22 protein-coding genes are annotated in these 26,320 nt (G+C 73.3%); 17 read left to right on the top strand and 5 right to left on the bottom strand.

The genetic code is table 11. From position 1 onward, the window contains the following. Positions 1–10: 10 nt before the first annotated feature. Positions 11–994: a class I SAM-dependent methyltransferase gene (locus ACH4LD_RS04360; RefSeq protein ID WP_398053578.1), complete on the bottom strand. Its 984-nt coding sequence runs from the start codon at positions 992–994 to the stop codon at positions 11–13. A gap of 134 nt (positions 995–1,128) precedes the next feature. On the opposite strand from ACH4LD_RS04360, the gene cobT reads away from it, so the two are divergent. The 3 genes from cobT to ACH4LD_RS04345 all read left to right on the top strand — a co-directional run bounded on the left by cobT (position 1,129) and on the right by ACH4LD_RS04345 (position 4,895). Beyond that, the gene (gene cobT / locus ACH4LD_RS04355) at positions 1,129–2,229 is read left to right on the top strand and encodes a nicotinate-nucleotide--dimethylbenzimidazole phosphoribosyltransferase (protein ID WP_398053577.1); all 1,101 of its coding nucleotides are present in this window, start codon (positions 1,129–1,131) and stop codon (positions 2,227–2,229) included. Positions 2,230–2,293: 64 nt separating this feature from the next. Next, positions 2,294–4,090 (top strand): phosphatidylglycerol lysyltransferase domain-containing protein, encoded by a 1,797-nt coding sequence (locus ACH4LD_RS04350; protein WP_398053576.1) that lies wholly within the window; start codon positions 2,294–2,296, stop codon positions 4,088–4,090. 25 nt (positions 4,091–4,115) lie between these two features. Next, the gene (locus ACH4LD_RS04345; protein ID WP_398053575.1) at positions 4,116–4,895 is read left to right on the top strand and encodes a hypothetical protein; all 780 of its coding nucleotides are present in this window, start codon (positions 4,116–4,118) and stop codon (positions 4,893–4,895) included. On the opposite strand, the gene ACH4LD_RS04340 is transcribed toward ACH4LD_RS04345, so the two are convergent. Further along, positions 4,835–5,599, bottom strand: a complete 765-nt coding sequence (locus ACH4LD_RS04340; protein WP_398053574.1) for a hypothetical protein — start codon at positions 5,597–5,599, stop codon at positions 4,835–4,837. The two genes, ACH4LD_RS04345 and ACH4LD_RS04340, sit on opposite strands and share 61 nt — an antisense overlap. A gap of 109 nt (positions 5,600–5,708) precedes the next feature. Between ACH4LD_RS04340 and ACH4LD_RS04335 the strand changes: the two genes are divergently transcribed. From ACH4LD_RS04335 to ACH4LD_RS04300, 8 genes are all read left to right on the top strand, one after another. Then, entirely contained in the window at positions 5,709–6,527 is an 819-nt protein-coding gene (locus ACH4LD_RS04335; RefSeq protein WP_398053573.1) for an adenosylcobinamide-GDP ribazoletransferase, read from the top strand. A gap of 273 nt (positions 6,528–6,800) precedes the next feature. Further along, a complete protein-coding gene (locus ACH4LD_RS04330; protein ID WP_398053572.1) occupies positions 6,801–8,354 on the top strand; it encodes a leucyl aminopeptidase in 1,554 nt (517 codons plus the stop codon). A 298-nt stretch (positions 8,355–8,652) separates the two neighbouring features. Then, entirely contained in the window at positions 8,653–10,041 is a 1,389-nt protein-coding gene (gene lpdA / locus ACH4LD_RS04325; protein ID WP_398053571.1) for a dihydrolipoyl dehydrogenase, read from the top strand. 61 nt (positions 10,042–10,102) lie between these two features. Further along, entirely contained in the window at positions 10,103–11,959 is a 1,857-nt protein-coding gene (gene sucB / locus ACH4LD_RS04320) for a 2-oxoglutarate dehydrogenase, E2 component, dihydrolipoamide succinyltransferase (protein WP_398053570.1), read from the top strand. A gap of 172 nt (positions 11,960–12,131) precedes the next feature. Continuing rightward, positions 12,132–12,755 (top strand): GntR family transcriptional regulator, encoded by a 624-nt coding sequence (locus tag ACH4LD_RS04315; RefSeq protein ID WP_366758370.1) that lies wholly within the window; start codon positions 12,132–12,134, stop codon positions 12,753–12,755. A gap of 284 nt (positions 12,756–13,039) precedes the next feature. Then, a complete protein-coding gene (aceE, locus tag ACH4LD_RS04310) occupies positions 13,040–15,742 on the top strand; it encodes a pyruvate dehydrogenase (acetyl-transferring), homodimeric type (RefSeq protein ID WP_398053569.1) in 2,703 nt (900 codons plus the stop codon). Between the two features lie 61 nt (positions 15,743–15,803). Next, positions 15,804–16,787, top strand: coding sequence for a helix-turn-helix transcriptional regulator (locus ACH4LD_RS04305; RefSeq protein ID WP_398053568.1), 984 nt, complete (start codon positions 15,804–15,806; stop codon positions 16,785–16,787). Positions 16,788–16,846: 59 nt separating this feature from the next. Then, a complete protein-coding gene (locus tag ACH4LD_RS04300) occupies positions 16,847–17,365 on the top strand; it encodes a DUF4240 domain-containing protein (protein ID WP_398053615.1) in 519 nt (172 codons plus the stop codon). Between the two features lie 21 nt (positions 17,366–17,386). Here ACH4LD_RS04300 and ACH4LD_RS04295 read toward each other — a convergent pair whose 3' ends face one another. Next, positions 17,387–17,620, bottom strand: a complete 234-nt coding sequence (locus ACH4LD_RS04295; protein WP_398053567.1) for a hypothetical protein — start codon at positions 17,618–17,620, stop codon at positions 17,387–17,389. Positions 17,621–17,924: 304 nt separating this feature from the next. Here ACH4LD_RS04295 and ACH4LD_RS04290 point away from each other — a divergent pair, with 304 nt between their 5' ends. Further along, entirely contained in the window at positions 17,925–19,109 is a 1,185-nt protein-coding gene (locus tag ACH4LD_RS04290; RefSeq protein ID WP_398053566.1) for a MarP family serine protease, read from the top strand. 12 nt (positions 19,110–19,121) lie between these two features. Here ACH4LD_RS04290 and ACH4LD_RS04285 read toward each other — a convergent pair whose 3' ends face one another. Further along, entirely contained in the window at positions 19,122–19,610 is a 489-nt protein-coding gene (locus tag ACH4LD_RS04285; protein WP_398053565.1) for a GNAT family N-acetyltransferase, read from the bottom strand. 74 nt (positions 19,611–19,684) lie between these two features. On the opposite strand from ACH4LD_RS04285, the gene ACH4LD_RS04280 reads away from it, so the two are divergent. Both ACH4LD_RS04280 and ACH4LD_RS04275 read left to right on the top strand, forming a co-directional pair. Next, positions 19,685–20,581 (top strand): TIGR01777 family oxidoreductase, encoded by an 897-nt coding sequence (locus tag ACH4LD_RS04280; RefSeq protein ID WP_398053564.1) that lies wholly within the window; start codon positions 19,685–19,687, stop codon positions 20,579–20,581. 248 nt (positions 20,582–20,829) lie between these two features. After that, on the top strand, positions 20,830–22,194 hold the full coding sequence (locus tag ACH4LD_RS04275) for an NAD(P)/FAD-dependent oxidoreductase (RefSeq protein WP_398053563.1): 1,365 nt from the start codon (positions 20,830–20,832) through the stop codon (positions 22,192–22,194). A gap of 70 nt (positions 22,195–22,264) precedes the next feature. Here ACH4LD_RS04275 and ACH4LD_RS04270 read toward each other — a convergent pair whose 3' ends face one another. Then, positions 22,265–23,731 carry a regulator gene (locus tag ACH4LD_RS04270; RefSeq protein ID WP_132783800.1) on the bottom strand — a complete coding sequence of 489 codons (1,467 nt, stop codon included), beginning with the start codon at positions 23,729–23,731 and terminating at the stop codon, positions 22,265–22,267. A 240-nt stretch (positions 23,732–23,971) separates the two neighbouring features. Here ACH4LD_RS04270 and lipB point away from each other — a divergent pair, with 240 nt between their 5' ends. From lipB to ACH4LD_RS04255, 3 genes are all read left to right on the top strand, one after another. Then, entirely contained in the window at positions 23,972–24,769 is a 798-nt protein-coding gene (lipB, locus tag ACH4LD_RS04265) for a lipoyl(octanoyl) transferase LipB (RefSeq protein ID WP_398053562.1), read from the top strand. Between the two features lie 145 nt (positions 24,770–24,914). Further along, positions 24,915–25,874 (top strand): lipoyl synthase, encoded by a 960-nt coding sequence (lipA, locus tag ACH4LD_RS04260; RefSeq protein ID WP_398053561.1) that lies wholly within the window; start codon positions 24,915–24,917, stop codon positions 25,872–25,874. Positions 25,875–26,103: 229 nt separating this feature from the next. After that, a complete protein-coding gene (locus ACH4LD_RS04255) occupies positions 26,104–26,301 on the top strand; it encodes a hypothetical protein (RefSeq protein ID WP_132783798.1) in 198 nt (65 codons plus the stop codon). The last annotated feature ends 19 nt before the right edge of the window (positions 26,302–26,320 follow it).

Below are 26,320 nucleotides of genomic sequence, written 5' to 3'. Positions count from 1 at the left end.
CGATGCCCCGTCACCCCCCGTCCTTGCGCGCCACCACCCGGTACGCGTTCGAGAAGCGCGTGCGGCGGAACAGCGGCGCGCACCCGTGGTCCAGGGCCGAGGCCAGGGCCTGGACGGGGATCGCCGCGAGTTGGACGACCGGGTGGGCCTGGGCCACGGCGAGGGCGACGGCAGCCGAGAGGTCGTACGGCACGTGCGGGGTGGTGCGGTCCGTGACCAGGACCGTGCAGCCCAGGGACCGCAGTTCCGCGTGCAGGTTGGCGAGCGGCACCAGGTGCAGGTGGCGCGGCTGGCCGTACGGCAGCCACCACCTGCCCAGCAGAGCGGCGAACAGGCAGCGCGGATCCGGGACCTCGACGACCAGGTGGCCGCCGCGCCGCAGCACGGTCAGCGCGGCGCGCAGTTCGGCTCGCGGGTCGGGCGCGTGCTGCAGATGGTGGAACATGGTGACGACGTCGTAGCGGGCGCGCAGCCGGGCCGCCATGCCGGGGGTCGTGAGGTAACCGCGGTGCGCCTCCTCCACGCGCCCCTCCAGCAGCGCCTGCTCCACCCGGGCCGTCGGGTCCAGCCCGTCGAAGCTGGTGTAGGGGAAGAACTCCTTCGCCGCCTCGGGGAACCGGGCGTGGCCGGTGCCGACGTCCAGCCAGCTCTCCGGTTCCCGCAGCGCGGACAGCCGCCAGGCGATGGCGCGGTGCCGGCGGCGCACGGCCCGGGCGGGGAGGACCTGCGCGGCGAACTGCTCCAGGTGTCTTTCGTAGAAGTCGCGGTGGAAGAAGGCGAGCCCCTCCGCGCTGAGCCGGGGGTTCTGGAAGGCGTGGCCGCAGTCCCGGCACGCGTCGAGGACGAACCTGCCCGACCGGTGCCGCAGCGGGTCGGGCGCGCGCAGCCGGGTGCGCAGGCGGGGGGAGCCGCACCAGGGGCAGTCCTCGCGGCGGGGCTCCTGGAAGGGGTCGTGGGGGGTGGTGATCTGCGGGGTGAGGGGCGAGGTCGGCATGGGCGTGCTCCCTGTGCGACATTCCGCGGCAAACCGGAACGTATGGGATCACGCTCTGAGGTGCAAAGACGTCGTGGGGGTGTGGTGGCGATGTGGCGCGGGCGCGTTCGCTCGCTGGCGGTACTGTTCGGCGAATGAGCAGCCTTAATCTGGACGACTTCACCGATCTGATCGAGCGCCCGGACGGGGGCGTACGCCGTGACGCCGAGGCCCGGCGGGAGCGCCAGATCGTGCCGCCGGGAGCGCTGGGCCGCCTGGACGAGCTGGGCGAGTGGCTGGCCGCCGCGCGCGGCACCGTGCCGGTGCGGCCGGTCGAGCGGCCCCGGGTGGTTCTGTTCGCCGGCGACCACGGCGTCGCGGAGCTGGGCGTGTCGGCGCGGCCCGCGGGGGGTGCGGAGCGGCTGGTGCGGGCGGTACTGGAGGGCGCGAGCCCGGTGGCCGTGCTGGCGCGCCGGCTGGAGGTGCCCGTACGGGTCGTGGACATGGCCCTGGACTGCGACCCGGACGCCCTGCCCAAGGACGTGGTGCGGCACCGGGTGCGGCGGGGCAGCGGCCGTATCGACGTCGAGGACGCGCTCACCCTGGAGGAGGCCGAGGCCGCGCTGCGGGCGGGTGTCGCGGTGGCCGACGAGGAGGCCGACTCGGGGACCGATCTGGTGGTGCTCGGCGACGTCAGCGTGGGCGGGACCACGGCGGCGGCGGTGCTGGTCGCGGCGCTGTGCGGGACCGACGCGTCCGTGGTGACCGGGCGGGGCGGCGAGGCGATCGACGACCTGGCGTGGATGCGCAAGTGCGCGGCGGTCCGGGACGCGCTGCGGCGGGCCCGGCCGGTGCTCGGGGACCAGGTGCAGCTGCTGGCGGCCGTGGGCGGGGCGGACCTGGCGGCGATGACCGGGTTCCTGTTGCAGTGCGCGGTCCGGAAGCTGCCGGTGATCCTCGACGGGGTCGTGGCCGCCGCGTGCGCCCTGGTCGCGCAGCGGGTCGCGTTCCGGGCACCGGACTGGTGGCTGGCCGGGCACGACAGCGGGGAGCCGGGTCAGGCCAAGGCGCTGGACCGGATGGCCCTGGAGCCGCTGCTGGAGCAGGGGGTGAGGGTCGGCGAGGGCGTCGGCGCGCTGCTGGCGCTGCCGCTGGTGCGGAGCGCCGCCGCCCTGGCGGCTGAGCTTCCCGAGCGGCCGGAGGCCGAGGAGGACCCGGTGGAGGAGAAGGAACCGGTGAAGGAGAGGGACATGTGAGGCCGATGCCGCCGACGGGATGAAAAGTGCGGTTCGCCGGAGCCGCGCCCATATGATCCTGGACATGGGAGATGTCCGGATTGCCGATGAGCAGCGAGCCGAGGCGGCGCGGACGGGTGGGCGGGCGCGGCGGTCCACCGGGGCTTCCCGGCGGGCCGCCGCGTTCGCCGTCTGGTATCTGCGGACCGTCGCCTTCCTCAACTTCCTGAGCGCGGTGTGGGTCTCGCTCGGCCAGGACGTGCGCCGGCACAACCAGGACGACTTCTTCACGCCGTACCTGCTGACGGCCGGCTTCGCCGCCGGTCTGTTCACCGCCTTCCTCGCGATCACCACGCGGCGCCGCAAGCGGGCCGCGTGGATCCTCAACCTGGTGATGAGCGGGCTCTTCCTGGCCCTGTTCGCGTTCGCCATGGCGTTCCCGGAGATCCGGCGGTACCCGCAGAACTGGGTCTCCCTCGCCCTGACCGCCACCTTCGTCGGCGCGCTGCTCGTCGGCCGCCGGGAGTTCTACGCCAAGGGCGACCGGTCCAATCCCCGCCTCGCGGCCACGGTGGCCGTCGGCGGCGGGCTGCTGGCGAGCCTGCTGGCCGGACTGCTGGTGACGGTCACCAACCAGGCGCCGGACGCGGCCCGGTCCACGTTCCCGGAGCGCTGGCACTACGGCACCCTGCGCCTGGTGTCGGTGGCGGCCGAGGAGTCCCGCTTCCCCGGGATCGACCCGCCCAACTGGGCCAACGTGGCGATCAACGTGCTCAGTACGGCCCTGGTCCTCGCCGTGTTCTACGCCGCCTTCCGGTCCCGGCGGGCCGTCGACCCGCTCACCGAGGGCGACGAGAAGCGGCTGCGCGAGCTGCTGGAGCGGCACGGCGACCGCGACTCGCTCGGCTACTTCGCGCTGCGCCGGGAGAAGAGCGTGGTGTGGTCGCCGACCGGGAAGGCGGCCGTCGCCTACCGGGTGGTCGGCGGGGTGAGTCTCGCGTCCGGGGACCCGATCGGGGATCCGGAGGCCTGGCCGGGGGCGATCGCCCCATGGCTCGCCCAGGCGCGGGCGCACGGCTGGATCCCGGCGGTCATGGGCGCGGGCGAGGAGGCCGGGACGGTCTACTCCCGGCACGGTCTGGACGCGCTGGAGCTCGGCGACGAGGCGGTCGTGGAGGTCGCCGAGTTCACCCTGGAGGGCCGGGCGATGCGCACCGTCCGGCAGGCGTACAACCGCGTGAAGCGGGCCGGGTACCGGGTGCGCATCCGCCGGCACGAGGACATCCCGGCCCACGAGATGGCGCATCTCGTGGAGCGCGCCGACGACTGGCGGGACGGCGCCACCGAGCGCGGCTTCAGCATGGCGCTCGGCCGGCTCGGGGACCCTGGGGACGGCCGGTGCGTGATGCTGGAGTGCACGGACGCCGAGGGCCGGCTGCGGGCGCTGCTGTCCTTCGTGCCGTGGGGGCCGCACGGGCTGTCCCTGGACCTGATGCGGCGGGACCGGGACTCCGACAACGGGCTGATGGAGTTCATGGTCATCGAGCTGCTGCGGCGGGCCGACGAGATCGGGATCACGCAGGTCTCACTCAACTTCGCGATGTTCAGATCGGTCTTCGAACGTGGCGCGCGCCTCGGTGCCGGACCGGTGCTGAGGCTGTGGCGGTCGCTGCTCAGCTTCTTCTCGCGCTGGTGGCAGATCGAGTCGCTGTACCGCGCCAACGCCAAGTACCGGCCCATCTGGGAGCCGCGGTTCCTGCTCTTCGAGAAGAGCGCGGACCTGCCGCGCATCGGCCTCGCCTCGGCCCGCGCGGAGGGGTTCCTGGAGGCGCCGGGACTGCCCAAGTGGCTGCATCGCAGGCACCTGGACACGCATCGATGACACACGCACGACGGGGGAACGCTCGATGGCCACGACGCTCGACGGGGGAACGTTCGAGGAGGGGCGTCCGTTGAGGACGCCGGCCGGCTGGGCCCGGGCCGAGTGGGGGCCGCTGTACGCCGCCGTGCGCGGGCCCCTGCGGCGACGAGGCCCGGCGGCGGCCCCGTTGACGGCCGCGGCGGTGGGCCTGACGGCGTTCCTGCAGTATGTGCAGAACCAGCCATGGGGGTACGGGCTGGTGCAGGACCTGGGTGCCGTCCGGGCCGACGACCCGCTGTGGCTCGCCCTGCTGCGCACCCCCCTGTCGCTGTTCGTGCCCGCGCTGGACCTGCCGGTGTGGGGGGCGCTGGCGCAGATCCTGCTGGTGTTCGGGATCGCCGAACTGTGCCTGGGCTGGTGGCGGACGCTGACCATCGCCTACGTCGCCACGCTCGCCGGAACCCTGTACGCGCGCCTCGGCATCACCCTGGGCGCGCACGCCCCCTTCGGCCTGCCCTGGACCGACGGGCAGGTGGTGGACACCGGGCCCTCTGCGGCCGTCGTAGGGCTCGCGGTGTTCGTGAGCTGGCGGTACGGCGCCTACGTGACGGCGGGCGCGGTGACGCTGGCGATGGTCGTCGAGGTGCTGCTCAAGGAGAACCTGGCGGGCAAGGAGCACCTGGCCGCGCTGATGGCGGTGGGGCTGCTGTGTCTGCTGGCGGCGGCGCGGCACCGCGGCACGCCCCGGGCCGGTCGCGCCCGCGGTCAGCGGTGGCCGGGCAGGCGTGCCGGGCGTGGATCGGGCTTGCCGCCGATCCAGTCCTGAACGGCGCGGCTCGGCCGCGCCCAGCGGCGGTCGTGCCGGTAGGCGCGCAGGGCGGCCCTGGCACGGGCGCGCGGGCGGCGGCCGTAGAAGCGGCGGGCCCACGGGGAGCCGGGGCGGGCGAGCCGGACCGCGCCGACGAGCGCGACGAGCGGCACGATCACCCCGAAGAGCGCGGTGCGGGCCTTGCCCTTGTGCAGGGCGACGAGGGAGAAGAGGAAGTTCGCGACGATGTTGGAGACGACCGTGCCGCGGTCGGCCAGCTCCTGCCGGGAGAGGTCGTTGACACCGAACGGGACGAAGCCGGCGAGCAGCAGACCGACCAGGGCGGCGGTGAGCACGACGACCTCGACGCTCTTGCGGCCCTCCTCGGTCCAGTAGACGTCGTCCAGGTGCAGGATCAGCGCGAACTCGTCCAGGACCAGGCCCGCGCCCATGCCGAACAGAACCGCCGAGACGATCCCGCCGGCGCCGTGGCGGTCGCTGGCCACCGCGCCGAAGCCGCCGACGACGGTGAGGACGACCCCGGGGACGACGTGGTGGATGTGCAGACCGCCCGCCCTGACATCGGCGAACGGGCCCCTGCCCGCCCGGATCAGCCGGGTGATGACCCGGGTCACGACGAACGTCAGCACGAAGGCGGTGAGCGCCAGCAGCAGCGGAAGCTTGCCCGGCTCGACGATGTTCCGCACCCACCAGTGCCCCATGTGCGCACTTTATCCCTCCAGTCGTCGGGCAAGGGACGCGCGTGAGCCAGGGGCCGACGGCGGGGTGGAGCCCGAAAGTTCCGGATACCGGGCGGGATAACCTGCGCCGGTGTTCACGTCCTCGCCTTCCTCCCCCTCCTCCCCGCCCCCCGTCTCCCTGCGGGACGGACTCCGGTTCGCCTTCGGCACGCTCACCGTGCTGCCCGTCCGGGTGCACCGCTGGGACCGGGGGGCCGCGCGCGGGGGCATGGTGTGCGCACCGGTGGCCGGGCTGGTCGTCGGCGGGTGCGCGGCCGGGCTCGGCCTGCTGCTGCTCCTCCTCGGCGCCGGCCCGCTGCTCGCCGCCGTCGCCTCGGCCGCCGTACCGGCCGCACTGACCCGCGGGCTGCACCTCGACGGGCTCGCCGACACCGCCGACGGGCTGGGCAGCGGCAAGCCCGCCGAGGACGCGCTGCGGATCATGAAGCAGTCGGACATCGGACCGTTCGGGGTGCTCACCCTCGTCCTGGTGCTGCTCGCCCAGGTCGCCGTACTGGCGCAGCTCTACGGCGACTCCTGGGCCCGGGGCGCCGTGGCGGCAGTGGTGTCGGCGGTCGCGGCCCGGCTGGCGCTCACCCTGGCCGCCCGCGCCGGGGTGCCGGCGGCCCGCCCGGAGGGGCTGGGGGCGGCGGTGGCCGGGGTGGTCCCGAAGGGTACGGCACTGGCCGTGGCCTGCGCCGTCGTGGCGGCGGCCGGTGCGGCGGGCGCGGGCCTCGGCGGGTACGACGGCGTGCGCACCGCCCTCGCGGTGGCCGCCGCCGTCGCCGTCGCCGACCTGCTGCTGCGCCGGTGCGTCCGCAGGTTCGGCGGGGTCACCGGCGATGTGTTCGGCGCCGTCGCGGAGACGGCCGCGGTCACGGCACTGGTGGTGCTGGCCCTCGGTCGTTAGCGACGTGGCGGCGCGGGGTCGTACCCCTTCGCCGGCCGTGGGCGCGTCGTGGCCGGCCGTGCCCGCGGTGAAGCCGCGCACCGCGCACGGCCCCGCGCCCCTTCGGGGCGCGTCGGCAACGGGCGTAGTCTCATCACGGGTGTTCGCCGACAGGGTGAAGGCCCCGGTTGCCACCAGCGCCCGGCCCTGGGCCTAGGGTCGGCTTCCGGGCCCGGTCGACCCACCCCACATCGGCCACAGCGAACTTCACATCGGAAGCGAGATTTCACCACCGTGACTGCTCTGACTCTCAGCACCGCCGCGGCGCCCGGCCTGCGGGCCGACGCGATCGTGATCGGTGTCGCCAAGGGCGCCCAGGGGCCCGTCGTCGCGCCGGGCGCCGAGGCCGTGGACAAGGCGTACGACGGCAAGCTGGCCGGCGTCCTGGAGACCCTCGGCGCCTCGGGTGCCGAGGGCGAGCTGACGAAGCTGCCCGCGCCGGCCGGCTTCAAGGCCCCGCTCGTGGTGGCGGTGGGCCTCGGCGCTCAGCCCGCCGACAAGGACGGCGAGGACGGCGGCCCCGGCTACGACCCCGAGGCGCTGCGCAAGGCCGCCGGCGTGGCCGCCCGCGCGCTCACCGGGTCGAAGAAGGCCGCGTTCGCGCTGCCCGTCGACAGCCCCGGCGCGATCGGCGCGATCGGCGAGGGCGTCCTGCTCGGCGCCTACTCCTTCGACGCCTACAAGGACAACGGCCAGAACGGCGGCAACGGCAAGGCCAGGAACGGCAAGGCGCAGTTGGCCGAGGCCGCGCTGCTCGGCGGCAAGCCGCGCGACGCCGCCCACAAGGGCGCGGTCGCCCGCGCGGTCGCGGTCTGCGAGGAACTGAACCGCGCCCGCGACCTGATCAACACCCCGCCGAACGACCTCACCCCCGCCGCCTTCGCGGGCATCGCGCAGGCGGCGGCCAAGGAGCACGGCATCAAGGTGCAGGTGCTCGACGAGAAGGCCCTGGTCAAGGGCGGTTACGGCGGCATCCTCGGCGTCGGCGGCGGCTCCGCGGCCACCCCCCGCCTGGTGAAGCTGTCGTACACGCACCCGAAGGCGGTCAAGCACCTGGCCTTCGTCGGCAAGGGCATCACCTACGACTCGGGCGGCATCTCGCTGAAGCCGGCCGGGCACAACGAGACGATGAAGTGCGACATGAGCGGTGCCGCCGCCGTGTTCGCCGCGGTCGTCGCCGCCGCGCGCCTCGGCCTGGAGGTCAACGTCACCGGCTGGCTGGCGCTGGCCGAGAACATGCCGTCGGGCTCCGCCGTGCGCCCGGGTGACGTGCTGCGCATGTACAGCGGCAAGACGGTCGAGGTGCTCAACACCGACGCCGAGGGCCGGCTGGTGCTCGGCGACGCGCTGTGGGCGGCCTCGCAGGAGAACCCGGACGCGATCGTGGACGTGGCCACGCTGACCGGCGCGATGATGCTGGCGCTGGGCAGCCGGACGTTCGGTGTGATGGCCAACGACGACGCGTTCCGCTCCGCGGTGCACGAGGCGGCGGAGGAGGTCGGCGAGCCGGCCTGGCCGATGCCGCTGCCGGAGCACCTGCGCAAGGGCATGGAGTCGTCCGTGGCCGACATCGCGAACATGGGCGAGCGGATGGGCGGCGGCCTCGTCGCCGGGCTCTTCCTGCGCGAGTTCGTCGGCGAGGGGATCACGTGGGCGCACCTCGACATCGCCGGGCCGGCGTTCAACGAGGGCGGTCCCTTCGGGTACACGCCGAAGGGCGGCACGGGGACGGCGGTGCGTACGCTGGTCCGTCTCGCGGAGCTCACCGCCGCGGGTGACCTGGGCTGAGCCGCCTGACGACTCGGTCCGGTCGGTAGTACGTCGTCCGCAGGAGCGTGGGGGCTGTTCGCGCAGTTCCCCGCGCCCCTGCCCCGGCGCGCCTTCGTTTTCCAGGGAACGTGGGACGTCTCACACACCGGCCCCGCGTCTCGATCGCCTCCGACAAGTGCAAAGATGGAGCCCGGCAGGACAGGGCCCCCACCGAAGGGCCGAAGCATCAAGCGGCCGGACACCAGCCGACCGGCCGGTCACCTCCCGAAGGGGCAAGGGTGCCCGGCGTACGGCGCACATGCATGGAGGACGTGACGTGGCGAACGACGCCAGCACCGTTTTCGACCTAGTGATCCTCGGCGGTGGTAGCGGTGGTTACGCCGCGGCCCTGCGCGGGGCGCAGCTGGGCCTGGACGTCGCCCTGATCGAGAAGGACAAGGTCGGCGGCACCTGCCTGCACCGGGGTTGCATCCCCACCAAGGCCCTGCTGCACGCGGGCGAGATCGCCGACCAGGCCCGCGAGAGCGAGCAGTTCGGTGTGAAGGCCACCTTCGAGGGCATCGACGTCCCGGCCGTCCACAAGTACAAGGACGACGTCGTCTCCGGTCTGTACAAGGGTCTGCAGGGGCTCATCGCCTCCCGCAAGGTGACCTACATCGAGGGTGAGGGCTACCTGTCCTCCCCGACCTCCGTCGATGTCAACGGCCAGCGCGTCCAGGGCCGTCACGTCCTGCTGGCGACCGGCTCCGTGCCGAAGTCGCTGCCGGGCCTGGAGATCGACGGCAACCGCGTCATCTCCTCCGACCACGCCCTCGTCCTGGACCGCGTTCCGAAGTCCGCGATCATCCTGGGCGGCGGTGTCATCGGAGTCGAGTTCGCCTCGGCGTGGAAGTCCTTCGGTTCCGACGTCACGATCATCGAGGGCCTGAAGCACCTGGTCCCGGTCGAGGACGAGAACAGCTCGAAGCTTCTTGAGCGCGCGTTCCGCAAGCGTGGCATCAAGTTCAACCTGGGCACCTTCTTCCAGAAGGCCGAGTACACCCAGGACGGTGTGAAGGTCACCCTGGCCGACGGCAAGGAGTTCGAGGCCGAGGTCCTGCTGGTGGCCGTCGGCCGCGGCCCGGTCTCGCAGGGCCTGGGCTACGAGGAGGCCGGGGTCGCCATGGACCGCGGCTACGTCCTCGTCGACGAGTACATGCGCACCAACGTCCCGACCATCTCCGCCGTCGGTGACCTCGTCCCGACGCTCCAGCTCGCGCACGTCGGCTTCGCCGAGGGCATCCTGGTGGCGGAGCGGCTGGCCGGTCTGAAGGTCGTCCCGGTCGACTACGACGGTGTTCCCCGGGTGACGTACTGCCACCCGGAGGTCGCCTCCGTCGGTATCACCGAGGCCAAGGCCAAGGAGATCTACGGCGCGGACAAGGTCGTCGCTCTGAAGTACAACCTGGCGGGCAACGGGAAGAGCAAGATCCTGAAGACGGCGGGCGAGATCAAGCTCGTCCAGGTCAAGGACGGTGCCGTCGTCGGCGTCCACATGGTCGGCGACCGCATGGGCGAGCAGGTCGGCGAGGCCCAGCTGATCTACAACTGGGAGGCGCTGCCGGCCGAGGTCGCCCAGCTCATCCACGCCCACCCGACGCAGAACGAGGCGCTCGGCGAGGCCCACCTGGCACTGGCCGGCAAGCCGCTGCACTCCCACGACTGAGCCTTCGGTCAACGGGCGCGACGACACAGACTTCCGCAATTCGTTAGGAGCAACCGAAACCATGGCGGTTTCCGTAACCCTTCCGGCGCTCGGTGAGAGCGTCACCGAGGGCACTGTCACCCGCTGGCTGAAGGCCGAGGGCGAACGCGTCGAGGCCGACGAGCCGCTGCTCGAAGTCTCGACCGACAAGGTCGACACCGAGATCCCGGCCCCCGCCTCGGGCGTGCTGGCCTCCATCAAGGTCGCCGAGGACGAGACGGTCGAGGTCGGCGCCGAGCTGGCCCTGATCGACGACGGCACGGGCGCGCCCGCCGCCGCCCCGGCCCCCGCCGCCGCCGAGGCCCCCGCCGCCGAGGCCCCCGCCCCGGCTCCGGCCTCCCAGCCGGCTCCGGCCCCGGTCGCCGAGGCCCCGGCTCCGGCCCCCGCCGCCGAGGCCGCCCCGGCCGCCCCGGCCGGTGGCGCCGAGGGCACGGACGTGGTCCTGCCCGCGCTCGGTGAGTCCGTCACCGAGGGCACCGTCACCCGCTGGCTGAAGTCGGTCGGCGACAGCGTCGAGGCCGACGAGCCGCTGCTTGAGGTCTCCACGGACAAGGTCGACACCGAGATCCCGGCGCCCGCCTCCGGCGTGCTGCTGGAGATCGTGGTCGGCGAGGACGAGACCGCCGAGGTCGGTGCCAAGCTCGCCGTCATCGGCGCCCCGGGTGCCGCCCCGGCCGCCGCTCCGACGCCCGCCGCCCCGGCCCCGGCTGCCGCTGCCCCCGCACCGGCTCCTGCCCCCGCACCGGCTCCTGCCCCCGCCGCCCCGGCCCCGGCCCCCGCCGCTCCGGCCCCGGCTCCGGCTCCCGCCCCGGCTCCGGCCGCCGCCCCGGCCCCCGCCGCCGCTGCCCCGGCCCCCGCACCGGCTCCCGCCCCGGCTCCGGTCACCCCGGCCACCGCGCCGACCTCCCCGACCGCCACCCAGGCGACGGACGAGGGCGCGTACGTCACCCCGCTGGTGCGCAAGCTCGCCGCCGAGAACGGCGTCGACCTGGCCACCGTCAAGGGCACCGGCGTCGGCGGCCGTATCCGCAAGCAGGACGTCATCGCCGCCGCCGAGGCCGCGAAGGCCGCCGCCGCTGCCCCGGCTCCGGCCGCTGCCGCCGTGACTGCCGCGGGCCCTGCCGCCGCCAGGAAGGCCCCGGCGCTGGAGGTCTCCCCGCTGCGCGGCCAGACCGTCAAGATGCCTCGCATCCGCAAGGTCATCGGCGACAACATGGTCAAGGCGCTGCACGAGCAGGCCCAGCTGTCGTCGGTCGTCGAGGTCGACGTCACCCGTCTGATGAAGCTGCGCGCCAAGGCGAAGGACTCCTTCGCGGCCCGCGAGGGCGTCAAGCTCTCCCCGATGCCGTTCTTCGTCAAGGCCGCCGCGCAGGCGCTGAAGGCCCACCCGGTCATCAACGCCAAGATCAACGAGGCCGAGGGGACCATCACCTACTTCGACACCGAGAACATCGGTATCGCGGTGGACTCCGAGAAGGGCCTGATGACCCCGGTCATCAAGAACGCCGGTGACCTCAACATCGCGGGCATCGCCAAGGCCACGGCGGAGCTGGCGGGCAAGGTCCGGGCCAGCAAGATCACCCCGGACGAGCTGTCCGGCGCGACCTTCACCATCTCCAACACCGGTTCGCGCGGTGCCCTGTTCGACACGATCATCGTGCCGCCGGGCCAGGTCGCGATCCTCGGCATCGGTGCCACGGTCAAGCGTCCGGCCGTCATCGAGACCGAGGAGGGCACGGTCATCGGCGTCCGCGACATGACCTACCTGACCCTCTCCTACGACCACCGCCTGGTCGACGGCGCCGACGCGGCCCGTTACCTGACGGCGGTCAAGGCGATCCTGGAGGCCGGCGAGTTCGAGGTCGAGCTCGGCCTGTAACTCCTGTCCCTGCGGCACCCCGTCCGGAGCTTCTCCGGGCGGGGTGTTCGTGTTTGTCGGCATACGGAGCGTGTAAGCCTCGTCTCACCTGCACCAAAGCACCCCGGCGCGCCCTACCCGCGGAGCGAACCGGCCGTATTGTCTAAACGTCAGCCCTCCCTAAGGAGCCCTCATGACCGCGCCCGTCGTCCACTCGCTGCGCGAGCAGATCCGCGAGCACATCGTGGAGGGGATCGTCAGCGGGCGCTGGCAGCCGGGCGAGCGCATCGTGGAGCGCCGGATCGCCACCGAGCTGGAGGTCAGCCAGACCCCGGTCCGCGAGGCCCTGCGCGAGCTGGAGTCCCTGCGCCTGATCGAGTCGGCCCCCAACAAGGGCGTCCGGGTACGGAACCTGACGGCGGCGGACCTGGAGGAGAGCTACCCGGTCCGGGCCGGTCTGGAGGCCATCGCGGCGGAGCTGGCGGCCGACCGCCTCGCGCAGGACTGCTCGGCGCTGGAGCCGCACGTCCTGGCGCTGTACGAGGCCGACCGGGAGGCGGACGGCACGGCGCAGGTGCGGCACACGGTCGGCTTCCACCGGGAGCTGGTCCGGGCGGCCCGCAACTCGGTGCTGCTGCACACCTGGGAGGGCCTGGGCATCGAGGTGTTCACGGCGCTGTCCATCCGCTGGCTGGGCACCGTGCAGCAGTCGTACGCGGAGGAGCACGAGGAGCTGGTGCAGGCGTTCAAGCGCCGGGACCCCCGGATCGCCGAGCTGGTGAAGGCCCATGTGCTGGGGTGCGCCCCGCGCGCCTGACCCAGTCGAGCAACCCCGCGCTCACCTGCGAAAACCAGGCATTTCAACGTCACCGGGTGCCATTCGCAAAGGCACCGCGTGCCGACTTTCTCCAAATCAAGAGGTTTTGACCCTCAACCCTTTGATCGATCATCGATCAGGGAGTTACAGTCACCGACGGACGCGCGACGGAGTCGCACAACGACGCCGCCATCGAGGTCCGCCTGCCCTGTCCTGCCAAAGACCAAGGGCACCCCCGAACCCTTACCGATGAGGGAACCCCTTCGACTGAGGAAGGCGGCGACATGACCGACCCCAACGCCATCCAGCCGAGCGCGCTCGACCAGCTCCCGGACCGCGACCCGGAGGAGACCGCCGAGTGGCAGGCCTCCCTCGACGCCGTCGCCAGGGAGGCCGGGCCGCACCGCGCCGCGTACCTGATGCGCCGCACGCTGGAGCGCGCCGAGGCGGGCGGCATCGCGCTGCCGAAGCTCCTCGAAACGGACTACGTCAACACCATCCCCACCTCCGCGGAGCCGGCGCTGCCCGGCGACCCGGAGATGGAGGCCCGGATCACCGCCTGGAACCGCTGGAACGCGGCCGCCATGGTGACCCGCGGCGCGAAGTACGGTGTCGGCGGCCACATCGCCACCTTCGCCTCCGCGGCCTGGCTGTACGAGACCGGCTTCAACCACTTCTTCAAGGGCAAGGAGGGTGACGGCTCCGGCGACCAGCTCTACATCCAGGGCCACGCCTCCCCCGGCATCTACGCCCGCGCCTTCCTCGACGGCCGGCTCAGCGAGCAGCACCTGGACAACTTCCGCCAGGAGGCGGGCGGCAACGGCCTGCCGTCGTACCCGCACCCGCGCCGTCTGCCCTGGCTGTGGGAGTTCCCGACGGTGTCGATGGGCCTCGGCCCGCTCTCCGCCATCTACCAGGCGCGCTTCAACCGCTACCTCACCAACCGCGGCATCAAGGACGTCTCCGCGTCCCACGTCTGGGCCTTCCTCGGCGACGGCGAGATGGACGAGCCGGAGTCGACGGCGGCCCTCGCGCTGGCCGCGCGTGAGGAGCTGGACAACCTCACCTTCGTCATCAACTGCAACCTGCAGCGCCTGGACGGCCCGGTCCGCGCCAACTTCAAGATCGTGCAGGAGCTGGAGGCCCAGTTCCGCGGCGCCGGCTGGAACGTCATCAAGACGCTGTGGGGCTCGGCCTGGGACGAGCTGTTCCAGCTCGACACCACGGGCGCGCTGGTACGCCGGCTGCGCGAGGTACCGGACGCGCAGGTCCAGACGTACCAGACCCGCGGCGCCGCCTACATCCGCGAGGACTTCTTCGGCAAGGACCCGGCACTCGCCGAGATGGCGAAGCTGCTGAGCGACGACAAGATCCTCGACTGCTTCCACTTCTCCCGCGGCGGTCACGAGCCGCGCAAGGTCTACGCCGCGTACAAGGCCGCCGTCGAGCACAAGGGCGCGCCGACCGTGATCCTGGCCCAGACGGTCAAGGGCCACACCCTCGGCGAGGGCTTCGCGTCGAAGAACGCGAACCACCAGATGAAGAAGCTGTCGGTGGACGAGTTCAAGGCGATGCGCGACCTGCTCGGCCTGCCGATCAAGGACAGCGACTTCACCGACGGCGTGGTGCCCTACGGCCACCCGGGCGCCGACTCCCCCGAGGTCCGCTACCTCCAGGAGCGCCGCGCGGCCCTCGGCGGCCCGGCCCCGGCCCGCCGCACGCACGCGCTGGCCCCGCTGCCGGCCCCCGCCGAGAAGGCGTTCGCCTCCTTCGACAAGGGCTCCGGCTCCCAGAACGTGGCCACCACCATGGCCTTCGTCCGGCTGGTCAAGGACCTGGTCCGCGACAAGGAGACGGGCAAGCGCTGGGTGCCGATCGTCCCCGACGAGGCGCGCACCTTCGGCATGGAGAGCCTGTTCCCGTCCCTGGGCATCTACTCCCCCAAGGGCCAGACGTACGAGCCGGTCGACCGCGACCAGCTGATGTACTACAAGGAGGCCAGGAACGGCCAGATCCTCAACGAGGGGATCACCGAGGCCGGTTCGATGGCCGACTTCATCGCCGCGTCCACCGCGTACGCGACGCACGGCGAGGCGATGATCCCGTTCTACATCTTCTACTCGATGTTCGGCTGGCAGCGCACCGCCGACCAGATGTGGCAGCTCGGCGACCAGCTCGGCCGCGGCTTCCTCGTCGGCGCGACGGCCGGCCGCACCACCCTCACCGGTGAGGGTCTCCAGCACGCCGACGGTCACTCCCCGGTCATCGCCGCGACCAACCCGGCCGCGCTGACGTACGACCCCGCGTTCGCCTACGAGATCGCGGTGATCGTCCGTGAGGGTCTGCGCCGGATGTACGGCGAGGCCAAGCCGGGCGAGGACCAGGACGTCTTCTACTACCTGACGGTCTACAACGAGCCGCTGCCGCAGCCGGCCAAGCCGCAGGGCCTCGGCATCGACGAGGGCATCGTCAAGGGTCTGTACCGCTTCAACACGGCCGAGTCCGCGGGCGTGTCGGTGCCCGCCAACGCCCCGCGCATCCAGCTGCTGGGCTCGGGCACGGCGATCCACTGGGCCCTCCAGGCGCAGAAGCTGCTGGCCGAGGAGTGGGGCGTGGCCGCGGACGTGTGGTCGGCGACCTCCTGGTCGGAGCTGCGCCGGGACGCCATGGAGGCCGACGCGGCGCTGCTGCGGGGCGAGGAGCGGGTGCCGTACGTCCGCCAGGCGCTCCAGGGCGCCGAGGGTCCGGTGCTGGCGGTCTCCGACTACATGCGCCAGGTCCCGGACCAGATCGCGCAGTGGGTCGAGCAGGACTGGTCCTCGCTGGGCGCCGACGGCTTCGGTCTGTCGGACACCCGTGAGGCCGCCCGCCGCCACTTCGGCGTCGACGCCCAGTCGATCGTCGTCGCGTCCCTGGCCCAGCTCGCCCGGCGCGGCGAGGTGAAGGCCACGGCGGTCAAGGAGGCCCGGGAGAAGTACGGGCTGTAAAGGACCGCGCATCCTCTGCGGAGGCCCCCGCTCCGGCGGGGGCCTCCTGCATGATGTGGGCATGCGCGCCGCACGTCTGATCAAGATGGTCCTCCTCCTGCAGTCCCGGCCCGCCATGACCGCCGCCGAGCTGGCGCGCGAGCTGGAGGTGTCGGAGCGGACCGTGACACGGGACGCGCAGGCGCTGTCGGAGGCGGGGGTGCCGGTGTACGCCGACCGGGGCCGGGCCGGCGGGTACCGGCTGGTCGGCGGGTACCGGACGCGGCTGACCGGGCTGGCCCGGAGCGAGGCGGAGGCGCTGTTCCTGAGCGGGGTGCCGGGGGCGCTGCGCGAGATGGGGCTTGAGGACGCGGCCTCGGCGGCCCGGCTGAAGGTGTCGGCGGCGCTGCTCCCCTCGCTGCGGGACGCGCCGGACAGCGCCGCGCAGCGGTTCCACCTGGACGCCCCGGCCTGGTTCCGCGAGCCCGAGGCACCCGCGTGGCTGCCGGTGATCGCCGAGGCGGTGTGGGAGGACCGGCGGACCGACGTCGGCTACCGGCGTGGTGACGGGACCGTCGAGCGGCGGCTGGAGCCGTACGGGCTCGTGCTGAAGGCGGGTGTCTGGTACCTGTGCGCGCGGGTGGCCGGGGCCGGTGCCTTCCGGACGTACCGGATCGACCGGTTCGCCGCGGTGGCCGCGCTCGACGAGCGGTTCGACCGCGACCCGGGGTTCGACCTGCCCGGTTTCTGGGCGGAACAGGCCGAGCGGTTCGCCCGGTCGATCCTGCGCGCCGAGGTGGTCGTCAGGCTGTCCCCCGAGGGCGTGCGCCGGTTGCCGCACGCCGTCGATCCGCTCGGCGCGCGGGAGGCGCTGGCGGGCGCGGGCGCCCCGGATGCCGAGGGCTGGGTGACGGTGACGCTGCCGGTGGAGTCGGAGGAGGTGGCGCACGGCCAGCTGACCGCGCTGGGGCCCGAGGCGGAGGTGCTGTCTCCGGCGAGCCTGCGGGAGCGTTGCGCGGCGGACGCGGCCCGGCTCGCCGCGCTGTACCGCCGTGACGACGGCTGAGGACGATCCGCCGTACTCCGCGTGCGCCCCACCGGCCGAGGCCCGATGCTGGTGGCGTGATGGACGAGACGGAGTTCTGGGAGCTGATCGACGCCACCCGCGAGGCCGCCGGGGGCGATCCCGAGGAGCAGGCCGACGCGCTCGTGGAACGGCTGCTCCAGCTGGAGCCCGATCTCGTCCTGGACTTCGCCCGTCACTTCGAGGCCCGCTACAACCGCGCCTACCGCTGGGACCTGTGGGGCGCCGCGTGGCTGCTGCTGGACGGGTGCAGCGACGACGCGTTCGACTTCTTCCGGTGCTGGCTGATCGGCCAGGGCCGGGAGGTCTTCGAGGGCGCCGTGCACGAGCCGGACGCGCTGGCCGGGCTGCTGGACGACTTCGACGAGGAGATCGACGGCGACGGCGAGGAGCTGGGGTACGCGGCGGACGAGGCGTACGAGCAGCTGACCGGCACCGTCGCGCCGGACCTGGGCATCGCCCCGGCGCCGGCCGAGCCGGAGGGCACGCCCCTGGACCTGGAGGACGACCGGGTGCTCGCACAACGCTATCCCCGCCTGTGGCAGCGGTTCAGGGGGTGAGGGCGGTGCCGGGTCCCGTCGTCACGTTCCCGTCCCTGCCGCGCGCTCCGGGGCCTGTGGCCGGACGGCCTCGGCCGCCTGGTGCTGCGGGGCGGCGTTGGCCCGGTCGAGGGCGGACGCGGTGACGGCGGCCGGGCCGAGGACGACGGTCACGACCGCGCCGACCAGCGCCCAGGACCCGCGGACGGTCCGGGCCCAGCCGGCCCGTTCCCGCCCGGACTCCCCGCCACGACCGTCGGTACGGACGCCGCCCATGAACCTCACCTGTCCCCGCCTGCGATCGGTCTGTGTCGTGCACGACCGTAGGGCGGGTGGCTCGGTGCGGACCGCGTGCCGCCTGTGGCCTCCCTGTGCCCCGGTGCGACCGCGCTCCCGGACCGCCGCGCGTGCCCGCGATGTGCGCTGTGCCACCCGGTGGAACCATCGTCCAGGTCCGGGTCGTTTCCGGTGGTACAGACGTACGTGACCGGTTCCGTGGCCCGATGGCGGCCTCGCGTGCGCGTGGCTGATCAGCGGACCGGTCCCGTCCGTAGTGAGAGGTTGAGAGAGAGGCGGCTCGGTGGACCTGCTCGACCTGGTGCTCGTACTGGTGATCGTCGTCTACGCGGTGTCCGGATACCGCCGCGGACTGGTGGCCGGATGTGTCTCGCTGGCCGGGTTCGTGGGCGGCGCGGTCGTCGGTGTGTGGGTCCTGCCGTGGGTGACGGGCCAGGTGGAGCGGGGCACGGCGACGGCGACGGTGCTCGCGGTGCTGACGGTGCTGGTGCCGGCGGTGGTGGGGCACGAGCTGGCGGGCCGGCTGGCGCTGCGGCTGCGCGGGGAGCTGGACCGGGGGCCGCTCCGGGTGGCGGACGGGATAGGGGGCGCGGCGGCGAACTCGGTCGCGGTGCTGATCGTGGCCTGGGTGGCGGCGAGCGTGCTGAGCGCGGCCCCTTCCCAGACCCTGACGACGGCGATACGGAACTCGACGGTGCTGGGCGCGGTGCAGGAGGCGATGCCGCGGACCACCCCCGCGTGGTTCTCGCGGGCCACGTCCGCGCTGACCGAGGCGGGCTTCCCGCAGGTGTTCAACCCGTTCGAGAACGAGTCGACGGCCCGGGTCGCCCGGCCGACCGGTGACAGCGTCACGCCTGCCGCGACGAACGCCGCCAGGCTGAGCACGGTCAAGATCGAGGGCGTCGTGGGCACCGAGGGCCGCGAGGGCAGCGGGTTCGTGTACGCGCCCCGGCGTGTGATGACCAACGCGCACGTGGTGGCCGGCATCGACCGGCCGAGCGTGCGGGTCGGCGGGGTCGGGCCGTCGTACGCGGCCCGGGTGGTGCTGTTCGACCCGGACCGGGACGTGGCGGTGCTGTACGTGCCGGATCTCAGCGCCCCGGTGCTGCGGTTCGACGGGGGTGCGGTGCGCGGGGACTCGGCGGTGGTGGCGGGCTATCCGCAGGACGGGAGCCTGAACCTCCAGGCGGCGACGGTCGGGAACCGGGTGCGGGCGACCGGCCAGAACATCTACAACGACGGCACGGTCACCCGGGAGATCTACGCGATCCGCTCCACTGTCCGGCCGGGCAACTCCGGCGGCCCGCTGCTGACCACGGACGGCCGGGTGTTCGGGGTGGTCTTCGCCCGCTCCACCTCGGACGCCGAGACGGGGTACGTGCTGACGGCGGCCGAGGTGGCGGGCGACGCCCGGCGCGCGGCCACGGCGACGGTGCCGGTGGACACGGGCGAGCTGGTCAGTTCGTAGGCACCGCGGGGCTCACAGGGCACGGCCCATGCAGATGTCGTCGACGTACGCGCCGTCGATGAGGAACTCCCCGGGCAGCACGCCCTCGACGGCGAAGCCCTCGGACTCGTACAGCGCCCGGGCCGGGGTGTTGTGCCCGAGCACGCGCAGGGTGAGGCGCCGCGCGCCGCGCCGCCGCGCCTCGGCGACGGCGGCCCGGACCAGCGCGCGTCCGACGCCCCGCCCGCGCGCCTCGTCGGCGACGGCGAAGCCCTGGATGGCCAGGACGTGCGCGTTGGAGGCGAGCGGGGTCGGGTGGGCGAGCCGGATGTAGCCGAGGACGCGCCCGTCGGCCTCGGCGACGAGGTACTGCTCCGGCGGGTGCCGCTCGTCGAAGAAGGGCGGGTACGGCGGCTGCGGCTGGGGCATCACCGCGTGCAGGGGGGACCAGGTGGCCCGGTCGAGGACGGCCAGCGGCTCCTCGTCGGCGGCTTGGGCGTTGCGTATGTACGGCTCCGGCATGGCGATCACCCTACGGCGGGCGGTCCGGGCGGCCCCAACGGGTTTCCGGCCCGCGGTGCGGTCATGCTGGGGCCATGGAACGTTCACGTATCGCGGTGGCCGGCGCGTCCGGTCTCATCGGCAGCGCTCTGGTGCGGTCCCTGACCGCGGACGGGCACGAGGTGGTCCGGCTGGTGCGCCGGGAGCCTCGGGGCGCGGACGAGGTCCGCTGGGACCCCGAGCGGGGTCACGTCGACGCGGCCGGGCTGGCCGGGTGCGACGTGGTGGTCAACCTGGCGGGGGCCGGGGTGGGCGAGCGGCGCTGGACGCCGGAGTACAAGCGGCTGCTGCGGGACAGCAGGGTGCTGGGCACGGCCGCGCTGGCGGAGGCGGCGGCCTCGCTGCCCCGGCCGCCGCGGGTGTTCGTGAACGGCAGCGCGATCGGCTTCTACGGCGACACCGGCGACCGGGTGGTGGACGAGGGCGCGCCGCCGGGTGACGGCTTCCTGTCCGCGCTGTGCGTGGAGTGGGAGGAGGCGGCGGCGCCCGTGGTGGAGGCGGGGGTGCGGACGGTGTTCCTGCGCACGGGCCTGGTGGTGGCCCGGGGCGGCGGGGCCTGGGGGCGGCTGTTCCCGCTGTTCCGCGCGGGCCTCGGGGGGCGGCTGGGCGACGGGCGGCAGTACTGGTCGTACATCGCGCTGCACGACGAGGTCGCCGCGATCCGGCATCTCATCGACGGCGACGGCCTGTCCGGGCCGTTCAACCTGACGGCGCCCCAGCCGCTGACGAACGGTGAGATCACGGAGGCGATGGCACGGGTGCTGCGCCGGCCGGCGGTGTTCGCGGTGCCCGCCCCGGTGCTGCGGGCGGCGCTCGGGGAGATGGCCGGTGATGTGCTGGGCAGTCAGCGGGTCGTGCCGAAACGGTTGCTGGAGTCGGGGTTCCGGTTCGCGTTCCCGGGCATCGACGAGGCGATCCGGGCGGCGGGGTGAGCGGGTGCGACGGTCGCGGCGGGGTGAGCGGATGGCGTGAGCGGGTGCGACGGTCGCGGCGGGGTGAGCCGGCTGACAACTCCGGCGAACGAAAGTGACCGTATGCGACCTCCATGCGACCGTGCACCTGTTGATGCGCGACTGTCTCTGACCGATCACGCTCCTACCCTCGACCCGAACCCGGGTATCCCTTGCGCCAGTCGGGGGCATGACGTCTCCACCGGTCGCGCAACCACAGGAGGGGCCTCGTGCTTGAGCCCGCGTACCAGGTGGACGTCGTCATCGTGGGAGCCGGAATCGCCGGTCTCTCGGCGGCTCATCGGCTGACCAGCGCAGGAATCACGACCGCGGTCCTGGAGGCCGCCCCGTACGTCGGCGGCCGCATGTCGACCGAGAAGGTCGACGGCTTCCGGCTCGACCGCATCGGACAGCTGCTGTCCACGTCCTACCCCGAACTCCGCCTGAGTCCGGGCCTGGACGCCCTGACCGTGCGCCGTTTCGCACCGGGCGTGCTGCTGCACCGCGACGGCCGCACCCAGCGCGCCGGCGCGCCGGCGGGCGGTGGGAGCGCGCGGGGCGCACGGGGCGCACTCCACGTGGTGCGCGCACTCGCCAACGCCCCCCGGGGTACGGCGGCCACGCCCGGCGCGCCGGTGGGCGGCGCGGTGGACCAGGCCCGGCTGGGCGCGGCGCTCGGCCGGATCGCCGCGACCCCCGTCGAACGCATCCTGGCCCGCCCCGAGATGCCGGCCGCGCTCGCTCTCGCCCAGCGCGGGGTCCCGGCGCGTACCGTCGACGGCTTCCTGCGCCCGCTGCTCGCCACGCTGCTGTGCGACCCGGATCTGACCACCTCCAGCAGGTGCGCCGACCTGGCGCTGCGCGCCTTCGCGAGCGGGCGGCTGTGCGTGCCGGAGGGCGGCGCCGAGGTGCTGCCGGAGCTGCTGGCCGGGGGGCTGCCGCCGGGCACCGTGCACACCGGGGTGCGGGTCACCTCGGTGTCCACGACCTCGGTGACGACCGCCGAGCACGGAGAGCTCCGCTGCCGGGCGGTGCTGCTGGCGACGGACGCGCGCGCCGCGGCCGGACTGCTGCCGGGGCTCAGGGTGCCGGACTTCCACCCGGTGACGGTCGTCCACCACACCACGGACGAGCCGGCGGCGGCGTTCCCGACGGGCACCTCGCTGCTGCTGGACGCCGACCGGGGCGGGCCGGTGGCGCACACGGCGGTCCTCAGCAACGTGGACCCGAGCCGGGCACCGGCCGGCCGGGTCCTGATCTCCTCGACGGTCCTGGGCACGCCACCGGAAGGGGTGGACACCGCCGTCCGCATCCACCTCTCCCGCCTCTACGGCACCTCCACGCGCCGCTGGGAGACGCTGGCCGTGCACCACACCCCGGAGGCGGTGCCCGCCATGCGCCCGCCGCACGACCTGCGCCGCCCGGTACGCCTCCTGGCCGGCCTCTACGTCTGCGGCGACCACCGGGACACCAGCACGGTCCAGGGCGCCCTGCACTCGGCGCACAGGGCCGCGTCAGCCATCCTGGCGGACCTGGGCGCGACGGGGTCGATGCACAGCGCGGACCCGGTCCCGACGCTGCCGAGGGCGGCGTGAACGCGCCCGAAGGGGCGCGGGGAACTGCGCGCTCCGCCACATCGGCGCGGCACCCGACGAACCACCGGAACTACCCCAGGGCCGCCACCTTCTCCCGGTACACCCGCACCGGTGCCGCGTCCCGATAGGGCTCCAGCCGCCGCTCGAACTCCTTCACGTACTCCACCGCGCGAGCGCTCCGCATCTCCGCGGCCTGCCCCGCCGCCTCCGCGGCGATCGCGCACGCCTGGTCGAGTTCGCCGAGGCCGAGGCGGGCGGTGGCGAGGACGACCCGGCAGAACAGGCGGCTGCGGGCATAGGTGGGCGCCCGGAGCTGGAGGGACCGCTCGGCGTGCTGGGCGGCGGCCCGGAACTGCTGGAGATCCCGGTGGCAGTGGCCGAACTCGTCGGCGAGCTGCGCCTCGTCGAAGAACGCGGCCCAGTAGGGCACCTCGTCCCCGGGCCGGGCCGCGTCCAGGGCGCGTTCGGCCCGCACGAGCGCGGCGGTGCACGCCCGCACCTCCCCCAGCACGCCGTGCGCCCGCGCTTCGGACGCGTGCAGCAGCGCCTGGACGACGGGCGGGGCGCCCGTGCCGACCCCCTGCTGGGCGACCCGGGCCAGTTGCACGGCCTCCCTGCCGTGGCCGAGGTAGACGGCCTGGCGGCTCATGGTGACCAGGACGTAGGAGCCGTAGGCCCGGTCGCCGGCCGCCTGGGCGAGCCGCAGGGCCTGCACGAAGTACCGCTGGGCCAGCCCGTGCGCGGCGATGTCGTACGACGTCCAGCCCGCGAGCCGGGTCAGGTCGGCGGCGGCGGCGAACAGGCGCCGGCCGGTCTGCTCGTCGTAACTGCCGCGCAGCATCGGCTCGCACTCGTGCTCCAGGTAGCGCACCAGTGCCTGCCGGGCGTGGCCGCCGCCGAACCGGTCGTCGAGGGTGCGGAACAGCTCGCCCACCGAGTGCAGCGCGGCGATGTCACCGCCGGTGACCTTGTGGCCGGGGGCGCGCTCGGCGTGCGTCCGCAGCCGCGGCGGGACCAGCGGCGCCGGCCGCGGTGCCCTGGCCGCGGCGGGCCGGCCCTGCGGCGGCACCCGGGGCACCGGCTCGCGGGCCACCCGGTCGTCGGCCTTGCCGATCAGCCAGTCCCGGCTGGGCACCACGAGCCCCGCCGGGGTGAAGGCGATCTTGCGCAGTTCGGCGTGGCTGCCGGAGTCCTTGCGCCACAGCCCGCTGACGATGTCGACGGCCTCCTCGGGGGTGGCCGCGAACTCCAGCCCGGCGTACACCGGCGCGCACGCGTCCAGGCCGAGATCCTGGGCGGTGAGCCGGCGCCCGAGCCGGCGTGTGAAGACCTCGGCGATCAGGGCGGGGGTCGTACCGCGTGGCTGCTGGCCGCGCAGCCAGCGGGTGACCGAGGTCTTGTCGTATCTGAGGTCCAGCCCGTGTTCCAGGCCGAGCTGGTCGACGCGACGGGCCAGACCCGCGTTGGAGAACCCCGCTTCTGCGATGAGCGCGGCGAGCTGGCGGTTGGGGGTGCGCTGCGCGGGTCGGTCCGTCATCTGCGGTGCGGTCTCCTGCCTTCCGGGCCGGTCGATGTGCCCGGATTGCCTTTGAGCAGCCCTTATGGCCTCACGAACGGCGCGAATGTAGCGGAGAGTGAGCAGACGATCGCACACTTCGCCGTGCATTCATCCGATCGTGTGAGGAACGCCCGCAGGGCTGACGTACTCCGGTCGGACGTACAGTGGCGAGGGCGCGTTACGTGCCTGACACACCGGTCGCTGAGGGAGGCGCTTGCCGTGAGTGAGTTGCGGTTCGTCCGCATGGGGTTCGGTGCGGATGCCGTCGATTACCAGGAGGCGTGGGACGAGCAGCGCCGGGTGCACGCCGCCCGGTTCGCCGACGAGGTCCCGGACACCGTGCTCCTCCTGGAGCACCCCCCGGTGTACACGGCCGGCCGGCGCACGGAGGACAGCGAGCGCCCGCTGGACGGCACCCCGGTCATCGACGTGGACCGCGGCGGCAAGATCACTTGGCACGGTCCTGGCCAGCTCGTGGGCTACCCGATCCAGAAGCTGCCCCGCCCGGTGGACGTGGTCGCGCACGTGCGCCGGCTGGAGGAGGCGATCATCCGCGCCTGCGCCGAGTTCGGCCTGCAGACCACCCGGGTGGAGGGCCGTAGCGGCGTCTGGGTGCTCGGCGACCCGGTCGAGCAGCGGCCCGCCCTCGGAGGACTCTCCCTCGACTTCGACCCGCGGCTCGACGACGAGGAGTTCGACCCCCGGCTGAACGGCCCGGAGTACGCCCCCTCCAACGCCGGCCAGCGGCGCGAGGACCGGAAGATCGCCGCGATCGGCATCCGGGTCGCCAAGGGCGTCACGATGCACGGCTTCTCCTTCAACGTGAACCCGGACAACGCCTGGTTCGACCGGATCATCCCGTGCGGCATCCGGGACGCGGGCGTCACCTCCCTCGCGAACGAGCTGGGCCGGGACGTCACGGTCGAGGAGGTCCTGCCGGTGGTCGAGAAGCACCTGCGGGACGTCCTGGAGAACGCGGACCTGAAGCCGCGGGTGATCGAGAAGGCGTCCGCCTGATCGTCCGCCGGGGGAATGCGCCCTGCGACAGCGGGGTTGGCCCGAGCGGCAGGGCGCACACAGTACGGGCGTACCCTGGGGTACGCCGAAGAATCGAAGTCACAGGGAGCCGGTCGTGTCCGCAGTCGCACCCGACGGGAAGCAAATGCCAAGCCCTGACGGGCGGCGATTGCTGCGCCTTGAGGTCCGCAACAGCCAGACCCCCATCGAGCGCAAGCCCGAGTGGATCAAGACCCGGGCGAAAATGGGCCCCGAATACACGAAGATGCAGAACCTCGTGAAGAGCGAGGGCCTGCACACGGTGTGCCAGGAAGCCGGCTGTCCGAACATCTACGAGTGCTGGGAGGACCGCGAGGCGACCTTCCTCATCGGCGGCGACCAGTGCACCCGGCGCTGTGACTTCTGCCAGATCGACACCGGCAAGCCCGAGGCGCTGGACCGCGACGAGCCGCGCCGCGTGGGCGAGTCCGTGGTCACCATGGACCTGAACTACGCCACCATCACCGGTGTCGCCCGTGACGACCTGGCGGACGGCGGTGCCTGGCTGTACGCCGAGACCGTGCGCCAGATCCACCAGCAGACGGCGGAGCGCGAGGGCGGCCGGACGAAGGTGGAGCTGCTGGCCCCGGACTTCAACGCGGTCCCCGAGCAGCTCGCCGAGGTGTTCGCGTCCCGTCCCGAGGTCTTCGCGCACAACGTCGAGACGGTCCCCCGGATCTTCAAGCGCATCCGCCCGGGCTTCCGCTACGAGCGCTCCCTGAAGGTCATCACCGAGGCCCGCGACTACGGCCTGGTGACCAAGTCGAACCTGATCCTCGGCATGGGCGAGACCCGCGAGGAGGTCAGCGAGGCGCTGAGGCAGCTGCACGACGCGGGCTGCGAGCTGGTGACCATCACCCAGTACCTGCGCCCGTCGGTGCGCCACCACCCGGTGGAGCGCTGGGTGAAGCCGCAGGAGTTCGTGGAGCTGAAGGAGGAGGCCGAGCAGATCGGCTTCTCCGGTGTGATGTCCGGCCCGCTGGTGCGCTCCTCCTACCGCGCCGGGCGGCTTTACCAGATGGCCGTGGAGAAGCGTGGGGCGTTCATCGCCGCCCAGGCGGTGTGAGCCGCGCGTGTGAATTCGCGCACAAGTTCCTACTGGCCAGTAATGGCCGAGACGACGCGGTCCCGACCGTCCTCGCAGATGAGGGCGCCGACGGGGCCGCGTCGGCGTTCCAGTCGGTCACATCAAGGCTTCATCCGTGTTTGACCGGTCGGTCACGCGCTGGTAACACCAATCAGTGACTCTCGTATCACGCCCCGTATCTCCATCGCTCAGAGGGGGGACCTCGATCATGCAGGCCGCACCCGTACGCGCCACCGCCATCCCGTCCTTCACCGGCGCCCTGCGCGCCGTGGAGTCCCTGCTCATGAGCGGCGGTCAGCGCACCGCCCGCCGCAACGCCTGGACCTCCGTCCTGGAGGACCGCCGTCGCGCCAAGGACCGGGTCGAGGCCCAGCGCTTCCTGGACCAGGCCGCCGGCCAGTCCTGACGCCGCCCGGCGGGCCCGT

It is taken from the genome of Streptomyces sp. NPDC017676 (genome assembly GCF_044329325.1).
Taxonomy (GTDB): Bacteria; Actinomycetota; Actinomycetes; order Streptomycetales; family Streptomycetaceae; genus Streptomyces.
Note: the sequence above shows the minus strand (reverse complement) of the source record. Positions and strands in the feature narration are given on the sequence as shown.